Below are 16260 nucleotides of genomic sequence, written 5' to 3' on the forward strand. Positions count from 1 at the left end.
GGCACCATTTTTGATGCGGAGCCGTGGTGAAGTTGGAGTTCACGCTGGACTGTCACTCCGGAGGTCGCGGGTTCGAGTCCCGTCGGCTCCGCCATATATTGCGGGTGTAGTTCAATGGTAGAACATCAGCCTTCCAAGCTGAATACGTGGGTTCGATTCCCATCACCCGCTCCATATATTTGCTTTTGAGCAAGAGTAAAATTTATTGTGCCCGTAGCTCAACCGGATAGAGTGTCTGACTACGAATCAGAAGGTTGGGAGTTCGAGTCTCTCCGGGCACGCCACATACGGGAAGTGGCTCAGCTTGGTAGAGCGCCTCGTTCGGGACGAGGAGGTCGCAGGTTCAAATCCTGTCTTCCCGACCATGGAGGTTCAAAATGTATACGTATTGTGGCGGCGTAGCTCAGCTGGCTAGAGCGTACGGTTCATACCCGTGAGGTCGGGGGTTCGATCCCCTCCGCCGCTATTTTTCTAGTTTTATCTATTGATATTTTTAAGAAATATTGTAAAATCTTGAGTAAGAAATTACATAATAAAATTTTTATATAAGAAATACAGGGGCATAGTTTAATGGTAGAACAGAGGTCTCCAAAACCTCCAGTGTGGGTTCGATTCCTACTGCCCCTGCCATTTTTATATCCTATGGAGGGATACCGAAGTGGTCATAACGGGGCGGTCTTGAAAACCGTTAGGGCGCAAGCCCACGGGGGTTCGAATCCCTCTCCCTCCGCCAGTATCTTTTTCCTGTGGCGACCGTGGCGAAGTGGTTAACGCATCGGATTGTGGCTCCGACATTCGTGGGTTCGATTCCCATCGGTCGCCCCATATGGGCCCTTAGCTCAGTTGGTAGAGCGGTCGGCTCATAACCGATTGGTCGTAGGTTCGAGTCCTGCAGGGCCCACTACGAAGCTGAACGAGAAACCATTTTTTATTAGAATCCCATTCTCTAATAAAAAATGGTTTCTTTGTTTTGTTTTGGCTTTATTAAAGGTAATAGCGTTTGTGGAAATGGAATGGAAAATAATACAAAAGAACAGGCCAATTGGCCTGTTCTTTTGTATTATTTATAACCGTTAGAAACGGACGAGAGGAAACAATAATATTAACTGTATTGTGGGCGCAATTGGGAACGCTTGTTTACATGTTTGTCCGCGCCAAGAGCTGCGATGGCACCGTCAGCTGCGGAAATAACCGCCTGCTTAATCGGTGTACGGCGCGCATCTCCGCCAGCGAATACGCCTGGTACATTTGTTTGCAGCATTTCATCAACTTTTACATAGCCTTCTTCGTCGCGTTCCACCGCGTCCTTAAGGAAGTCAGTGCCCGGTTTCATTCCAGCAAGGTAGAGGAAAACGCCATCAATATCCCATGTTTCTAGCTCTTTTTGATCGTTTTGGACAACGACTTTTTCCACGCTGTTTTCGCCAAGAATTTCTTTTACACGGTACTTTTTATAAATTTTTACGTTGTCTTTCGCCTCAAGTATGGAAAGGTCAGCCTGTCCTTTCACGGTACCTGTCGGAAGCAGGAAACGGACTTCTTTGCAGAATTTGGAGAGTGCTTCCGCTTCGTGTACGGCTTCTTCATTGTCTCCCGTGACGACAACCGTACGATCCTGGAAGAATGCGGCGTCACATGTAGAGCAGTAGCTCACCCCGCGGCCCGTAAATTCTTCTTCTCCTTTAATTTTGCTGGAAGGCGCTTTGGCTCCAACGGCAATAAATACACTTTTGGCTTTAATGGTTCCTTCAGGAACTTCCAATTTCTTGATTTCTGCGTCGGAAAAGTCTACAGACAATACGTTTGTGCGTACGAACGTAGCTCCGAAATCGTGTGCCTGTGCCTGCATGCGCTGAAGCAGTTCAAGGCCTGTTAGCTCTTCGCGTACGCCCGGATAGTTAGCGATTTTGTGGGTAATTGCCAGCGTGCCGGCGGCTGGTGCCTTGTCAATGACAAGAGTCTTCAGGCGGCCGCGCGCCGCGTATACCGCTGCGGAAGCCCCGGCAGGACCACCGCCGATTGTAACAAAATCATATACTTCATCAAGAATTTTTTGATCAACAGCTTGAAAAATGTCGCCTGTTTTTTCTTGCGGTTTTGCTTCTGCATTGTTTTGTGCAGCTGGTTCGGCTTTTGGTACTTCCGTCTCTTCCGGCAGGTTTAGCAATTTTTTCATTTTTGCTTCCTGGAAACCGAGCACCAGTTTACCATTGATGTAAGTAGCTGGTGTTCCAAAAATCTTTTTTTGCTGCAATTCTTCGAAGTATTTGTAGTTCTCCGATACATTTCTTTCTTCAAAGGGCACGCCCCATGCGGTCAATTGTTCCTTGACTTTTTTGCAATACGGGCACCCTTGACTCGTATATACAATTACGTGATTTTCCATTTTAATCGCCTCCTGAATTCTCTCTGTCTTACTTTACACAAATTACGCAGTCATTAATCAATGGCAGTTATTTATTTCTTTTGATTATTAATTTATAATGGTTTTAAATAATTATTTATCTTTATTATACGAATGGTTTTTGGTGATGTCAACCATTTGATGCGAAATAAAAAATGAGGCTAATGAATCAGCCTCATTTTCTCAGAGTTAAAATTTGTCTTCTTCGGATACCCCTTTTGGAACGCAATTAATAACCGCTTTTTCAAGCTCAGGATCTAAAATGAAGATATGCAAAGGATAAAACGAAAAGGGAACTTTTTCGTACGCGTATAGTTTCTTTACATATTCTCTCGTCTCGTTAAACAGTTTATCTGTATCGATGCCAAGCTTGCCGCTCCATGTTTCTTTTGATTTGGCCAGCGCTGCTTCAAACAGGCGGATAGCTCCCTCGACGTTTCCATTGCGGAAATGATGAAGTCCCACCGCTACTTGCAACAGTGCTTGAAGCAGGCGGTTCCGCCCTTCATTCAGCCATAATTCTTCCATCACTTCATGGCATTCATAATAATCTTGTTCGACATTAAAATAATATAGATATTCAATATATAAACGATGATACACAACGCCCGCTCCTTTTCCTTAGAATCAGAGGGTTCATCGGTAAGCAAACTAAAAGTAATGCCGCTTAATGACCGATAAATAATCGAGACGCGGTCGGAAGCCCTCTGGAATCAAATAACCATGCTTTTGAATATAACTATACGGAATGGATTTGCGGCCACCGCAGGCAGCTTCCTCCCAGAAACGGATAATATGAGCGGCATCCAGCACATATGTCTCATCATGTAAGATGAAACGGATAATCGCAAAGGAAATGCCCTTTTGCTTCAGTACAAGTCGCATGTGATTAATTTGGTGGGCATGGAAGTTGTTGAGCGGAAGCGACGTTTTGTTGCGGGTCTCTTTCGCTTCGAAGTCGAGGTAGCGTCCTTCAAATACTCCGTTATAGTCCGTTGTCGAAGGTTGACGGAAATATGCTTCCCGGATAACGGCTGAAGAACGAGAAGGATAATCGACTTTTACGATTTGAACGGGTGTCGGCTTTTTGTGGACGGAAGCAATTTCATGTGCTACATAGTATGCATTGCTCTCATTAACATCCTCCTCAAGCGACATGCCGCGGCCCGCTGCTGATGTTTGCTTATCTTGGATAAGCGTGAGAAAATCTTCCGCTCTCATGCGGTTAGGAAGTTCGGCATCGGAATGTTGCAGAGCGGGGAATTTTCCGTTTGGATAGCGAATGTTCCGCAATGTGCTCCCTCCTTTTTCATCTATTGTATAATAACAGAAAGAAGAAAAAAGTTATACCTGTGGGCAAGTCAAGAGCTAAAGAAAAGGAGAAGGGATACGCATTTGTTTGCCGAACCGCTTGCAGCGTTTTTGAGAGGAACAGACATATAAACGAAGGAGGATATGATGAACGACCTGTTAGAATTGATCATGACAAGACGGACGATCGGAAAAGTAAAAGATGATCCGGTGCCGCGCGAAGATATTGAGAAAATTCTCGAAGCCGGCAATTGGGCACCCAGTCATTTCAATACACAGCCATGGAAATATTTTGTAATAACTGGAAACGGAAGAAAAAGGCTAGGCGAGGCGTACGCAAAAATCGCTTTATTAGAAAAAGGGGAGGGGCTCACGGATGCAGAAACGAAGGCATTGTATGAAAAAAGCATGAATAAGGCGTTCCGTGCGCCACTTGTCATCGCAGTAGCCTGCTTGCCGCATGAAGAGGAGTACGTGGTGGAAGCGGAAGAGTTCGCGGCGGTTGCGGCCAGCATCCAAAACATGCTTTTGGCTGCTCACGCGCTTGGATACGGTGCGATTTGGCGAACAGGGGCGCCGAGTTACCATCCTGTTATGAAAGAATTATTTGGACTTGGGGCAAAAGATCGGCTAATGGGGCTCGTTTATATTGGCAGACCGGATATGGTGCGCGAATCCCGCCGCATTCCTGTCGAACAAAAGACTGAGTGGTGGAGCTAAGAAAGAGGGATAAGACCATCCCTCTTTTTTTGCTTTTTATGGCAGGCTAAAAGATTTTTTTGTGGTCACGTTCTTCTTTGAGGATTTCGACAGCCTCGCGGAAGCGTTGGGAATGAACGATTTCTCGCTCACGCAGGAAACTGAGCGAGTCTTTCAAATCCGGATCATCTGTCATGTTAATAAGCCATTGGTATGTGGCGCGCGCTTTTTCTTCGGCAGCAATATCTTCATACAAATCGGCAATCGGATCGCCTTTGGCCGCGATATATGTCACGGAAAACGGTACTCCAGCGGCGTTGTTATAAAATAGCGCTTTGTCATGGTTAGCATAGTGTTCACCTAAACCGTGTTTCTCCAACTCTTCCGGTGTTGCGTCCTTTGTCAGTTTATACACCATTGTCGCAATCATTTCTAGATGAGCCAGCTCCTCGGTTCCGATATCATTGAGCACGCCGATCACTTTATCCGGTACGGTGTAGCGTTGGTTCAAATACCGGAGTGCCGCCGCCAGTTCCCCGTCGGAGCCGCCGTATTGCTCGATTAAAAATTTGGCCATGCGAACATCACATTTGCTGACACGTACCGGATATTGCAGCTTCTTTTCATAAAACCACAAAGTAGAAAGCCTCCTTCGCGTATATTTTTAGATTTGCCAGGGCCAAGGAGATTTCCCCCATTTCCAGGGTGTTGGAGAATAGCTGTAACCAAAACTTGTAAGCGGCCCATATATTGATTCAAAATTTTTTTTCAGTTGCATACTTCTTTGTACGTATTCGTTATACTGGACGATAGCTGCCTGGTCATTTGGATGGGTATTAAGATAAAGATTTAGTTCTAAAATAACAAAATCAGTCTGTTGAATTTCAAGAAGAAGGTCATAGTATTTCTCATCCACTTGCTTCATTCATCTGTCCCTCCCCGGCCGTATTTATCTTTGTATGGACTTTGATAAGGCGCGTACAGTGCGGGCCACAGGGTACCAAGACGTAGGGCTTCGGCAGGGGGGACTTGAGGAAGACCATAAGGCTGAAAACCCATATAAAGCTGAGGCGGAGTTTCATATGTCCTTTTTATTATTGGAGGGCAGGGATCAAAGGGACTTACATACGTACGATATCTTTTGCGAAACGTATGCATGCGTGCGCGCTCCTTTCTTTCATATTCAATCTTTTTTATAAATATGGAGGTTGTTTTTCAATTAGTACAAATTGGATAAAAATGGGGCGATTTTCATTGTTCGACAAAATTCGTCTTTATTTATGTACAGAAATTGGTTCTTATATTGATTTTCCCTTGCCTTTTCAAAAAAGTATGGTATATAAAGAAACAGAGTAAAAAAAAGAATACCCCATACGCAAAAAATAATTGAGTTGGAGGAGAGTATGGAATACGCGATTATTGGTTTGCTTTTGTTGGGCATTGGGATTTTGGTTTATTCCTTCTATAAAGAGAAAGATCAGGCTGTGCAATTGGAAGAAAAAATGGAGAATCTCTCTATTCAGATTCTTAAAGAAATCCATCAGATACAAAGTACGCTTGTGCCGCAAGGAAACAACAAATTGGGGGAAAACCGCCGGTCAAAAGAAAGTTTAAAGGAGAAAAAAGAAGGTGCTTAAGCTTCAGGTAAACAAAAATAGTTTGCGCGGCTTCGCTGCGGGCGTTTTATTTTCGACGGCGGTACTGTCGTTTGTATATTATAGCGAATCGCCAGAGAAAGCAGCTTCGGTGCAGGCGGAAAACGTGGAACGAAAAGATCCGGCTACGCAGCCGATCAAGGCGATTGAAATGCCGAAAGCCGCAACTTCTATTCCTAAACAGACACAGCCTGAGCCAAAAGTATATACATACCGGCTGGTTATTGAGAAGGGCATGAGTCCAGAGAAGGTAGCGGAGATTCTTGAGAAGGCACATATTATTCCTGATAGGAAATTGCTGAATAAATATTTAAACGATACTGGTCTGATGGGTTTGGTACGTTATGGAACATATGACCTTAATAGCAACATGAAAATTCCGGAAATCGCAAAAATCATTACGACACCGAAAGCGGAATAAAAAAAGGGCGCGGATTGCACATGATGTTGTGCGATTCGCGCCTTTTTTATCGAACAGAAAAATTTCCTAAATATTTCGCTTATTATTTTGCAGTGTCGCGGCTGTTTTGCTTCGCGGCCGAAAAAGAACGAGAGAAAAAGCTTTGTGCATTTTGTCTAGCGAAAGGTGTAGCCGATTTCAAAGATGCGATGCCACGGAAGCTCAGCCTTTGCGATGCGCGGAGCGGGAGAAATAGCGACATATCGCCCGTTTTTTCGCGTGGCGAGAGAGAGGGTGGCGAGAAATTGATTGGTGCGCTTGGTCACGTTCTCCATTAACATCTTCTCTTCGAGAGGTGGCACTTTTTTGCTAGAGGAGTAGCGCAATGCGTATTCGTAACGTTTAATTGTATTGTAATAGTAATCTTCGGCGTAGCGGAGTGCAAGCCAACGTTCATGAGCTTCATTCCATGTTGGTTCATCGCGGATCATCTCCAGGTGCGCCACCAGCAGCCCGATGGTATTTCCACTTGTATTCCACGCCGCATAACTGTGAATTTTGCTGGAGAGCTTCTGTCGTAAATAATTTTCCATCCAACCTGTTTCAAGAAAGCTTGCGTAAGAGACATCAGCCACACCGCGCAAGTTGTTAGGATGTGCACGAATCCAGTTCTGCAGATTTTCTATTGGCTCTTCGTGCGAATGAACATAGAGAGAAAGAAGGGCGGGCTGTCCGGAAGCAGGGGACTTCGGCTGGACAAACGCGATTTTTTTCCGGATTACTTCTGCAAGCGGTTGTCCATCATACGCTTTGATCGTATTTTGTAATTGTTCGTGTGAAAATGTTACGTCATAACGTGAAGCAGAGCCGGACAATTCGTTTTTGTAACGGGCCAGCAGCAGTGCTGTAATATCATCTGCTCCAGGCATGATGTACACGTTTCGTATGTTTTGCTCTTTGCAGTACTGGAGAAGACGCATTTCATTAAATTTTGGAAGACCCATATCGCTTGTGTCATCCAGACCGATCACGACGCCGTCGACCAACCCTGCTTTCGCCCAATCCGCCATAGTATAAAGAACACGGGTGTTTTCGTTAAACAGTTTCAAATAATCTCTAACATATGAAAACGGGATGGTATTCTGCATTTGACGCAGAAAGTAGAGCATATAATTCCTGCCTTTGACCGTGTTAGCCATCATGTACTGTGCATACTTACGGCCGTATTGCGTAAGCTCCGTCGAATATTTGAAAGCGGGAGTGATGTACGAAGGCTTCTCCCTGGGAATAAGCCCAATAAGGTATATGGTTTTATATTTATATGCACTTAGAATGCTTTGTAACTCAGCCAGACGGTATGCATTTCGCACATAGCTTTCCGCATGCCGTCCTTCAATTAGACTCCCGTTTAGCCACTGCGGAACGCAGATAAAAACGGCATCAGCTGTGGGCAACTGCTGTATTAAAAACGACTTTATTTTTGCGTAATCGGACGGGCGTTCATAATGATCGAGGCCATCTTCAGGGTAAACGACAGACGCGCCGCCGATTTCGCTGAGCATTTTTATGTATTCAGTATTGACCGGACGGCTGTCAAGCGGGATAAGCACAATCTTTTTTCCGGCGAACGATCCACTTGCCGATACGGATGATGCGGAGCATGCGAGCAAAAAAAAGAACATCATTATCCAAACCCCAAAAAACTTCACTTCATCTCTCCTTGGTTTACAGAATTGACCATGCATACGTTTTAGTTATATTCATCACGCTATAAAAGGATTCACATGAATCCGACACAAGCATACGGGAGGGAAAAGCACATGTCGCAACGTTTGCAGGATATTATGACAAGGCAAGTTGCTACCGTTCAGCCGAACCAGACATTGGAAGAGGCGGCACGAATCATGAATGAATATAACGTTGGCGCTGTTCCTGTCGTTGAAAACGGTCAGTGTGTCGGTATGATCACCGACCGCGATATCGCCACTCGCGCATCCGCACACAATCGTGATAGTCAGACGAAAGTGCGCGACGTTATGACGCACAACATCATCACCGCACCCGCTGATATGGACGTTCATGAAGCGGCTGATTTGATGGCGAAAAATCAAATTCGCCGTCTCCCGGTTGTGGATCACAATCAACTGGTCGGCATCGTTTCCCTTGGCGACCTTGCCGTGCAAGACATTTATCAGAACGAAGCGGGCATGGCTCTCTCTGATATTTCCCAAAACTATCCTAACAGAGGATAACATGGGAAGGAAGGGCCGGGGAAAATTTTCTCGGCTCTTTTGCCATTTATTTTAGTAATCATGAAACTTTCTTCTACGCAAACTAAGCGTGGAGGTGAAACGCATGCACAAAGCATTCAAGCAAGTGATTATCATGTCTTTAGCACTTATGATGGCTGGATCGCTTGCGGCGTGCGGTCCGAGAAAAGATGGCACGACCAAAACGCAATCCGAAACGTACCGCCTCAATCAGTATCGTACCAACGGCACGGTCATGGATGATAATTTCGGCATTCGCCCGTACGGTACACAACAGTACAGTCTGCGTCCAGATATGGCGTATATGTACCCGAATGCCAGAGCAGGGCAATATAACATTTATGGGGCCCGTCCCCATAGTACCGTCGAACAAGATCAAAAAGCCGCCGAAAGAATGGCACAGCTTGCGGCCAATGTCCACGGTGTGACTCGCGCTACAGCGATTGTGTACGATCGCGATGCAGTGATCGGCGTTGAAGGAGCGACTGCATCCAATATGAAAATGTTGGAGCGCAGCGTTCATGAAGCGCTAAGGCGAGCTGAACCGGGATATACGATCCATGTTACCGCGGATAAAACGCTCACCCAGCGCATCCGCACGCTAAGCGCTAATATGGGAAACAAGGGGACGAATGCGATGCGTACGTTTGGACGGGACATTACTCAGTTAATCCGTGATATCGGCCGTTCTGTTACCGCGCCGTTTCGTTAAGTTAAATGGAAGAGAAAGGGAATGTCCGGATGGGTATTCTCTTTTTCTTTTGCGATGGGAGGAAACATGGTATCATAGTTAAATGTGGACAATGAGAAGAAAAACAGGCGCCAGAACTGCCGCCTGTTTTTCCTTTTGCATAAACATTACAAAACGGAGGCGTTTTCACATACATGGCAACAGCAAGACCAAGAAAAACGTTTGCAATTATTTCTCACCCGGACGCCGGGAAGACGACATTGACTGAAAAACTGCTTTATTTTGGTGGAGCCATTCATACGGCAGGCATGGTAAAAAGTCGTAAATCCAAACTACAAGCGACATCCGACTGGATGGAAATCGAAAAGCAGCGCGGAATTTCGGTAACCTCCAGCGTAATGCAGTTCTCCTATAATGGATATGCGGTTAACATTCTGGACACTCCAGGGCATCAGGACTTTAGCGAAGATACATACCGTACGTTGACGGCAGCTGATAGTGCGGTAATGTTAATTGATGCCGCCAAAGGAGTAGAACCACAGACCATTAAGTTGTTTGAAGTATGTCGGATGCGAAAAATTCCGATTTTTACTTTTATCAACAAAATGGATCGTGAATCGAAAGATCCGCTAGCTTTATTAGAGGAACTGGAAGAAGTGCTTGGCATCCGCTCCTGTCCGATGAACTGGCCAATTGGTTCTGGCATTGATTTTAAAGGAGTATATGATCGGGAGAGGCAGCAGGTGGAACTTTTTAAACATGGAGAAAAAGGACGCCATATTTTCCCCGTATTCCAGGAGGGAAAAAGTAATGAGAAAGTGAAGGAACTGTTGGGCGAAGAAAGATATATGAAGCTGAAAGAAGATATTGAGCTACTTGATATCGCGGGTGATCCGTTTGATCGTGAAAAAATTGACAATGGATTATTGACGCCTGTCTTTTTTGGGAGCGCGCTGACAAACTTCGGTGTAGAGTCGTTCCTTGAGTATTTCCTCAGGCTGGCTCCGGGACCGGCTCCCCGTATGAGCGATAAGGGCCTCATTTCTCCAGAGCACAACAAGTTTTCCGGATTCGTGTTTAAAATTCAGGCAAATATGAATCCTGCGCACCGTGATCGAATCGCTTTTTTGCGCATTGTTTCGGGCAAATTTATTCGAGGGATGACCGTACAACACGTGCGCACTGGAAAACGTATCAAGCTTTCTCAGCCTCAGCAATTTCTGGCACAGGAACGCAACATTGTGGAAGAAGCGTATCCAGGAGACATTATTGGCTTATTTGATCCAGGAACGTTTGGCATCGGCGATACGCTGGTAGAAGGAAATCAGACGTTTAGCTTTGCGGATATTCCACATTTTTCGCCTGAGATTTTTGCGAAGGTACGCGCCAAAGACACGATGAAATATAAGCAATTTCATAAAGGAATGCAGCAGCTTACGGAAGAAGGGGCTGTCCAATATTTCACGACGGCCGCTCCCGGCGCCGAAACGTTGATTCTCGGCGTGGTGGGCCAATTGCAGCTTGAAGTTTTTGAATACCGTATGCGCAACGAATATGGGGTAGATGTAGAGCTTCAGCCGCTAGGTTTTACACTTGCCCGCTGGGTGAAAGGGAACAAAAAAGAACATGAATTAAATCTCATCCAGTATGGAGGCAGTCTTGTTGTACGCGACCGGGAAGGAAGGCTGGTCGTGCTGTTGGAAAACGAATTCGCTGAACGCTGGGCGAAGGAGAAAAATCCGGATGTGGAGTTCGTCAGCACATCGTACGAATGATAAGGTAAGGAATCTAAAGGAATTTTCGGATAAACGGCTTGATGCTATCGATGCCGATGGCGAACCCAAGCCCATGGTTGTCCCGGATAATAAAGGCGTTCATGCCGATTGCTTCACCGTTCATATTAATGAGCGGGCCTCCGCTGTTTCCAGGATTGATCGCGGCGTCTGTTTGAATGATGTCTTCATACTTCCGGTCGGCGATTTGAACCGGCCGGTTTTTTGCGCTGATAATGCCGGTTGTAACTGTATTTTCCAGACCGAGTGGATTGCCGATGGAGATGACAAGTTCCCCGACCTGTGCTTCTGTGGAGGAACCAAGAGGAAGTACAGGTAGCGGATTGCGGGTTTGTATGTGAAGTAGCGCGAGATCGCGTTTCGGATTACTCCAAACGACGTTCGCCTTTTTCACTTCTCCTGAATAGAGCTTAACGTAAATTACGCGGGCGTTATGAATCACGTGCTCGCTCGTTAAAATATAACCGCGCGGATGAATGATAAAGCCGGTGCCGAAGCTGCGGCGCACTTCTTTTTCGTGAGGCTGTGAATTCGGAAATAAAAAATTATGAAGAATTTGTGTCATTTTTTTGTTGACCGCGTAGTCTTCCGTTGTAATGGAAATAATGGCAGGTTTTACTTTTTCAACGATTGGAACGAAAAAATTGGCGGGATGCATGTAGGAAGGTTTGCGGAATGTACGCGTTATATGCGTTACTTTTCTTTTCAATCTCTTTCCTCCTTCCTGCACTGGGGCGAAGAATCGGCCTCTAGGCAAGGATAGCTTCTTCTGCCAAGTATATGATTTGCCTTTGACCATTTGGGATAAGAGCGAATCTTTTTTCTCCATATAGTTTATGTTGCTTGTTGGACAGTGTGAAAGTATTTATTTTCTTATAATTCGTATAAAGCAGACGTTTCTGGTACATGCTAGAAAATACATACAGTGGAATACCAAGGAGGTCTGTAATGATGAATGAAATGCCTTTATCTATTTATACGGGACAAATTTTTAAACCTTTCGCCTGGAAAGCGAATTTTGACATGGAATTTTCTTCAGAATGTATGTACTGTGATTCCAATAAGAATCTTAAAGGGTATGTGGTAGAAGATGAAACAGGTGGTTCAGTACGGGTAGCGATTTGCCCGGTGTGTCAGAAAATAAATGCCAGATATTAAAGTGGGTTAAAAGTCGCCTTTCCTGAATACATATAAGGCAAACTGATAGTGTGTGTCGGGAAAGGGGAACGACAATGGAAAAGCAGTGTAACCGTTGCGGCCATGTAATGCATTTGTATTTGCGAAAGCTTGTCTATATGAACCATACGCAAATCGAACATGTGCCTATGTACTGGTGCTGCTATTGCGGGCACCACGAATTAGTTGAACAAATTAAAGAAGAGTTGAAGCAATGCTTACAGCGGCTGCACACCGAAAAAGGAACAAAGGCGATTTCGTTTGCTGAACATTCCATATTTACGCGCATGATGCTAAAGACCTGCGCGCAAAAACCTTGCTTTACCGTTGATGAATGGCTCGACCTATATCTTCTGGCCAAATCGCTGGGGGATAAGCAATGGCTCAGGCAGGTGCTTGTTTCTTTACGGGAAGTAGCGCGCTCGAAATGTGAATAAAGTTTTACAATTTATTAAAAAAACGGGTAGATAGAAGGATATTTATCCGTTTTTTTGGTAGACATTTCCCTAATCTTTTTATTACAATAGAAGTAAATAAATGTGGGAGGTACGCTTAAGATGGGTGGGCAACAAATTGCCATGTTCGGTTTGATTGCATCGATGGCCATTCCGCTCATTTTGTTATCCATGATGTTTATTGCCGCAAAGAGAAAGAAAAGCTCTTAAAGGCGTGAACATAGAGGAGCCCCCTGACGTTCGGCTGTCAGGGGGTTTTGATATCCGGGAACGTAAGCGTAGGAACGGGGTGTTTTTGCATCCATTTTTCTTTTTTCGTGATAAGATACTGCAACGCATCGCTCGGTTTTCCATAGAGCAATACAAGCAGTTTTTGCGAATGCAACAAATCATCGTGCGTTAATTTATAATAATCTTCCGCCGGGTAAGGCATGAGACCCGGGGTTAAGGCATAGTAAAAGTTGGAGTCGGGACGTACCCATTTTTCCTTGGTTGCCTTAATAGCGGCGAACAGCTTGGAGGCCGCCTGTTTTTTGGCCGGGTTTTGATCATATAAATATGCTTCCAGCAGATAATTCATGTTGGCAGCCAGATGGTTGAGCGACGTGTGCGTCCGCCTGCTGTTTTGAGCACCTACATAATCAGGAATAAAGCTGATCGTTTTATCGCCAGCTTTCTGACTATATTTGTCGATATAGCGCAGCATATAATGGTCCCACTTGCGCAAAGTTTCCCTAATATCCGGATCGGGTTTTTGCTGCACGTAGCGCAATAAAAACAGCGCATTGTCGGCGTTTCGACGGTTATCCATATAGGCGTAATCAATGTTATATTCGCGGCGGAGCCATTGTGAACGCGGATACGTGGGCCAGTAGCCCTCTTCGTTCTGTGATTGCACTGCCGTATAGGCTAGATGAGTGGCGATATCCATAAACAGGCTGCCCATCGCTGGATAAGATACGAAATCATTAGCGCGCAACCCTTCGCCATTAGCAGGGTTCCGGTAGAAGGCCATTTTCGAACTTGGTTCGTAGTTTTCCGGAATAATGGAGTATGCACCGTCTGCCCGCAGTTTTTTGTCATGTTCGAATTCGATTTCTAACGCTTTTTTGTACGCTTTTGGCTCATTCCAGTTAATTAGAGGATGGCCGGCGAGTATGCCCCAGGCAGTGCTCATGGAAGTGCTGTCTGCGGGTAAGGTGACTTTGTATTGCGTGTATCCGTTTTGCACCACCTGCACATCGGATGCATAATATGGGAGCTCTTCGTAGACAGTATAGCCGAGAGGACGGTATACTTCCGCTTTACCAATCCGGTAGAACAATTTTTGGCCGTCCACGTACGCGGCTTTAGATAATGAGTTGGGAAGTTCATCCCATCTTTGCCAGGCCGGGGGTTTACCGGGTGCGAACATATGCACGTATCTTGGTTCGTTTTCTTTGACAGTAATTTGAAGGAACGCTTTGTTCGCCTTAGGAGTAGCATGGTTTTCGGCGAAGTATAAAATATCTCCGTTTTTTATCTTGGCTATGGTCAACCGGAAGAAGCGTCCGTCTTTTTTGTAATCGTAACGCGTATAGATAGCATGTTCGTAACGTTTCTCGGTTGTTACTGGTTTAACGTCCTCCATCCAGCCACCTAAATTGATTTTATAATCGCTGAGCACGAAACTTTTAATCCGGTAGGAAAAATCAGCCGATATATTATTTGCGACAAGAACAAAGGAGCATAGGAGTACCGTTATAGTGCTGATCACCAATATACGCTTTGCATATCTCAAGCTGTATCCCTCCTTTCCAGACCACAGAGCGCATGGCAGCGATGAAGTATAAGAGGCCCATATCCTCACAGAGGAATGGACCTCTTATTTTTATTATACCTATAAAAGGATACAGATTAGAAATTTTGCATGGTAGCCCATACGTCTAGTTTTGTTTTTACACGTTTGATTACTTCATCCGTAAATTCGGTTGTTGTTGCACTTCCGCCTAGATCGGCCGTACGCACGCCTTGGCTTACGGCTTCAATGGTCGCTTCGTAAATTGCGCGGGAAGCTGCATATGCGTTTTGTTCATGGAAATATGTGAGCAGGGATGCGGAAGCAAGAATCATCGCCATCGGGTTCGCGATGTTTTTGCCTTGGAGAGCCGGAGCGGTACCGTGCGGTGCCTCTACCATTACGGCTTGTGTGTTGAAATTTTCGTCGAAACCGAGCAGGACGGATTCAGCGCCCGCGATAGAACCAAACATTTGCAACACCATATCGCTTAGGCAGTCGCCGTCGCGGTTCAAAGCCGGAATGACCATCGCGTCACCAGCGGAAGAAAGCAGCAACGCATATGTAGCGTCAATGAGTTGTGGTTCGTATTTTACATTTGGGTAGCGTTTGCTTACGGCATCCATTTCTTCTTTCAGCATGCCTTCATAGATCGGGCTTACCGTGTATTTTGGACCGCCGAATACTTTAGCGTTTGTTTTTTGTGCATGGCGGAACGCGAATTCAGCAACGGCACGGCACGTTTTGCGATCAATTTTTTCGGTGCGGTATGCGATTTCATCTAAGCCTTCACCTTCGCGCCATTCCTTTGCACCGTAAGCATCACCGACAGCCATGCGAACAACGGAAATTGGAGCGTAAGCGCCCGCTACCGGACGGATGCCAGGAATTCTGCGGCCTGTCCGCAGGATGACTTTCCCATCGATTTCGCGGCGGAGAATTGCGTTCGGGCTGCCTACAGAGCCCTTTTCTTCCGGCGTGATTGTGGCCGCCTTTAAGCCAAATCCTGTTCTTTTCATTGCGCGCGCTGCTTCGTGTACGACTTCGTTATTTGTTTTTATGCGATTTTCGAGGCTTAAATCGTATGTCTCAAAATCAATTTCAAAGCCGATAACATCAGGCTGAAGTACGCGCAACGCTTCTTCAAGCAGTTCTTGGCCAGTCTGGTCGCCTTGCATAACAACAACTGTTTTTTTCATGTCTGTACCACCTCTTCTGAAATCTTTCTCTTCCTCTTTTATTTAACAAACAACCTTACTTATTATGCATGATTTCATAAAATATCTCAATTATTATTGACAGGATTTGTATGAGGAATACAAAGAAATTTTGGAGAAACTAACGAATGCATAAAGTCTGACTTTTTGCCGGAGGTTAAGAAAATGGTACAGAAGATACGCATGGAACCGTTGACCGCCAACGAACTTGTACAACTCGAAGCGCGGATGAGCCAGGAAGAAATGATTTGTCAAACATATATGAATGCGGCTTCCAATGTGGTAAGCACGGACTTGAAAGAATTATGCGGCCAAATGGCCGCACGTCATCAAAAAAATTATCAGCTGCTGTGTCAAATGCTGAATCAGCATCAGCATCCGCCGCACGGGGTACAGTAGAAAGGGGGCTGGA

General features: G+C 45.4%; 19 protein-coding genes and 9 tRNA genes. 18 read left to right on the forward strand and 10 right to left on the reverse strand.

The features are described from left to right. The first annotated feature begins 17 nt into the window (after window positions 1-17). From BLR88_RS05465 to BLR88_RS05505, 9 genes are all read left to right on the forward strand, one after another. Window positions 18-94 (forward strand) — tRNA-Asp (locus tag BLR88_RS05465). A 6-nt stretch (window positions 95-100) separates the two neighbouring features. Then, window positions 101-174 (forward strand) — tRNA-Gly (locus BLR88_RS05470). A 33-nt stretch (window positions 175-207) separates the two neighbouring features. Continuing rightward, window positions 208-284, forward strand: a tRNA-Arg gene (locus BLR88_RS05475). 4 nt (window positions 285-288) lie between these two features. Further along, window positions 289-365 (forward strand) — tRNA-Pro (locus tag BLR88_RS05480). A gap of 27 nt (window positions 366-392) precedes the next feature. Further along, a tRNA-Met gene (locus BLR88_RS05485) sits at window positions 393-466 on the forward strand. A gap of 90 nt (window positions 467-556) precedes the next feature. After that, a tRNA-Trp gene (locus BLR88_RS05490) sits at window positions 557-630 on the forward strand. Window positions 631-644: 14 nt separating this feature from the next. Beyond that, window positions 645-733 (forward strand) — tRNA-Ser (locus BLR88_RS05495). A 16-nt stretch (window positions 734-749) separates the two neighbouring features. Beyond that, window positions 750-825: transfer RNA gene (locus BLR88_RS05500), tRNA-His, on the forward strand. Window positions 826-828: 3 nt separating this feature from the next. Beyond that, a tRNA-Ile gene (locus BLR88_RS05505) sits at window positions 829-901 on the forward strand. Between the two features lie 201 nt (window positions 902-1102). On the opposite strand, the gene BLR88_RS05510 is transcribed toward BLR88_RS05505, so the two are convergent. The 3 genes from BLR88_RS05510 to recU all read right to left on the reverse strand — a co-directional run bounded on the left by BLR88_RS05510 (window position 1103) and on the right by recU (window position 3697). Then, window positions 1103-2386 carry an FAD-dependent oxidoreductase gene (locus tag BLR88_RS05510; protein WP_082706073.1) on the reverse strand — a complete coding sequence of 428 codons (1284 nt, stop codon included), beginning with the start codon at window positions 2384-2386 and terminating at the stop codon, window positions 1103-1105. A gap of 207 nt (window positions 2387-2593) precedes the next feature. Then, window positions 2594-3007, reverse strand: coding sequence for a DUF309 domain-containing protein (locus tag BLR88_RS05515; protein ID WP_057899579.1), 414 nt, complete (start codon window positions 3005-3007; stop codon window positions 2594-2596). Window positions 3008-3055: 48 nt separating this feature from the next. Beyond that, complete coding sequence (gene recU, locus BLR88_RS05520; protein WP_236781893.1) at window positions 3056-3697, reverse strand: Holliday junction resolvase RecU; 642 nt, start codon at window positions 3695-3697, stop codon at window positions 3056-3058. A gap of 165 nt (window positions 3698-3862) precedes the next feature. Between recU and BLR88_RS05525 the strand changes: the two genes are divergently transcribed. After that, complete coding sequence (locus BLR88_RS05525; RefSeq protein ID WP_057899578.1) at window positions 3863-4435, forward strand: nitroreductase family protein; 573 nt, start codon at window positions 3863-3865, stop codon at window positions 4433-4435. Between the two features lie 46 nt (window positions 4436-4481). On the opposite strand, the gene BLR88_RS05530 is transcribed toward BLR88_RS05525, so the two are convergent. From BLR88_RS05530 to BLR88_RS05540, 3 genes are read right to left on the reverse strand one after another with little or no spacing between them, the layout of a single operon-like run. Further along, complete coding sequence (locus BLR88_RS05530; RefSeq protein WP_057899577.1) at window positions 4482-5051, reverse strand: manganese catalase family protein; 570 nt, start codon at window positions 5049-5051, stop codon at window positions 4482-4484. Window positions 5052-5078: 27 nt separating this feature from the next. Beyond that, window positions 5079-5339 (reverse strand): spore coat protein CotJB, encoded by a 261-nt coding sequence (locus BLR88_RS05535; protein ID WP_057899576.1) that lies wholly within the window; start codon window positions 5337-5339, stop codon window positions 5079-5081. Beyond that, a complete protein-coding gene (locus BLR88_RS05540; protein ID WP_057899575.1) occupies window positions 5336-5572 on the reverse strand; it encodes a spore coat associated protein CotJA in 237 nt (78 codons plus the stop codon). The genes BLR88_RS05535 and BLR88_RS05540 overlap by 4 nt, the downstream gene beginning before the upstream one ends. A 245-nt stretch (window positions 5573-5817) precedes the next feature. On the opposite strand from BLR88_RS05540, the gene BLR88_RS05545 reads away from it, so the two are divergent. Together BLR88_RS05545 and BLR88_RS05550 are read left to right on the forward strand one after the other, a co-directional pair. Continuing rightward, entirely contained in the window at window positions 5818-6051 is a 234-nt protein-coding gene (locus BLR88_RS05545) for a hypothetical protein (protein ID WP_057899574.1), read from the forward strand. After that, complete coding sequence (locus tag BLR88_RS05550) at window positions 6044-6490, forward strand: hypothetical protein (RefSeq protein ID WP_057899573.1); 447 nt, start codon at window positions 6044-6046, stop codon at window positions 6488-6490. Before BLR88_RS05545 ends, BLR88_RS05550 begins: the two co-directional genes overlap by 8 nt. A gap of 155 nt (window positions 6491-6645) precedes the next feature. Here BLR88_RS05550 and BLR88_RS05555 read toward each other — a convergent pair whose 3' ends face one another. After that, window positions 6646-8154 (reverse strand): DUF4127 family protein, encoded by a 1509-nt coding sequence (locus BLR88_RS05555; RefSeq protein WP_162265040.1) that lies wholly within the window; start codon window positions 8152-8154, stop codon window positions 6646-6648. Window positions 8155-8289: 135 nt separating this feature from the next. Here BLR88_RS05555 and BLR88_RS05560 point away from each other — a divergent pair, with 135 nt between their 5' ends. The 3 genes from BLR88_RS05560 (at window position 8290) to BLR88_RS05570 (ending at window position 11205) form a co-directional block, all read left to right on the forward strand. Then, window positions 8290-8721, forward strand: a complete 432-nt coding sequence (locus tag BLR88_RS05560) for a CBS domain-containing protein (protein ID WP_057899571.1) — start codon at window positions 8290-8292, stop codon at window positions 8719-8721. A gap of 103 nt (window positions 8722-8824) precedes the next feature. Further along, window positions 8825-9451 (forward strand): YhcN/YlaJ family sporulation lipoprotein, encoded by a 627-nt coding sequence (locus BLR88_RS05565; protein ID WP_057899570.1) that lies wholly within the window; start codon window positions 8825-8827, stop codon window positions 9449-9451. A gap of 173 nt (window positions 9452-9624) precedes the next feature. Beyond that, window positions 9625-11205, forward strand: a complete 1581-nt coding sequence (locus BLR88_RS05570) for a peptide chain release factor 3 (RefSeq protein ID WP_057899569.1) — start codon at window positions 9625-9627, stop codon at window positions 11203-11205. Between the two features lie 13 nt (window positions 11206-11218). Here BLR88_RS05570 and BLR88_RS05575 read toward each other — a convergent pair whose 3' ends face one another. After that, window positions 11219-11932 (reverse strand): S1C family serine protease, encoded by a 714-nt coding sequence (locus BLR88_RS05575; protein ID WP_236781892.1) that lies wholly within the window; start codon window positions 11930-11932, stop codon window positions 11219-11221. Between the two features lie 239 nt (window positions 11933-12171). Here BLR88_RS05575 and BLR88_RS05580 point away from each other — a divergent pair, with 239 nt between their 5' ends. Together BLR88_RS05580 and BLR88_RS05585 are read left to right on the forward strand one after the other, a co-directional pair. Continuing rightward, the gene (locus BLR88_RS05580) at window positions 12172-12381 is read left to right on the forward strand and encodes a hypothetical protein (RefSeq protein WP_057899568.1); all 210 of its coding nucleotides are present in this window, start codon (window positions 12172-12174) and stop codon (window positions 12379-12381) included. A 74-nt stretch (window positions 12382-12455) separates the two neighbouring features. Then, a complete protein-coding gene (locus BLR88_RS05585; RefSeq protein WP_057899567.1) occupies window positions 12456-12836 on the forward strand; it encodes a hypothetical protein in 381 nt (126 codons plus the stop codon). A gap of 265 nt (window positions 12837-13101) precedes the next feature. Here the strand turns inward: BLR88_RS05585 and BLR88_RS05590 are convergent, their stop codons facing one another. Then, complete coding sequence (locus tag BLR88_RS05590) at window positions 13102-14634, reverse strand: hypothetical protein (protein ID WP_091260145.1); 1533 nt, start codon at window positions 14632-14634, stop codon at window positions 13102-13104. 116 nt (window positions 14635-14750) lie between these two features. Further along, on the reverse strand, window positions 14751-15830 hold the full coding sequence (locus BLR88_RS05595; RefSeq protein ID WP_057899565.1) for an isocitrate/isopropylmalate family dehydrogenase: 1080 nt from the start codon (window positions 15828-15830) through the stop codon (window positions 14751-14753). A 183-nt stretch (window positions 15831-16013) separates the two neighbouring features. Here BLR88_RS05595 and BLR88_RS05600 point away from each other — a divergent pair, with 183 nt between their 5' ends. Then, entirely contained in the window at window positions 16014-16247 is a 234-nt protein-coding gene (locus tag BLR88_RS05600) for a hypothetical protein (protein WP_057899564.1), read from the forward strand. Window positions 16248-16260: the final 13 nt, after the last annotated feature.

The organism is Aneurinibacillus thermoaerophilus (genome assembly GCF_900099925.1).
Lineage (GTDB): Bacteria > Bacillota > Bacilli > Aneurinibacillales > Aneurinibacillaceae > Aneurinibacillus > Aneurinibacillus thermoaerophilus.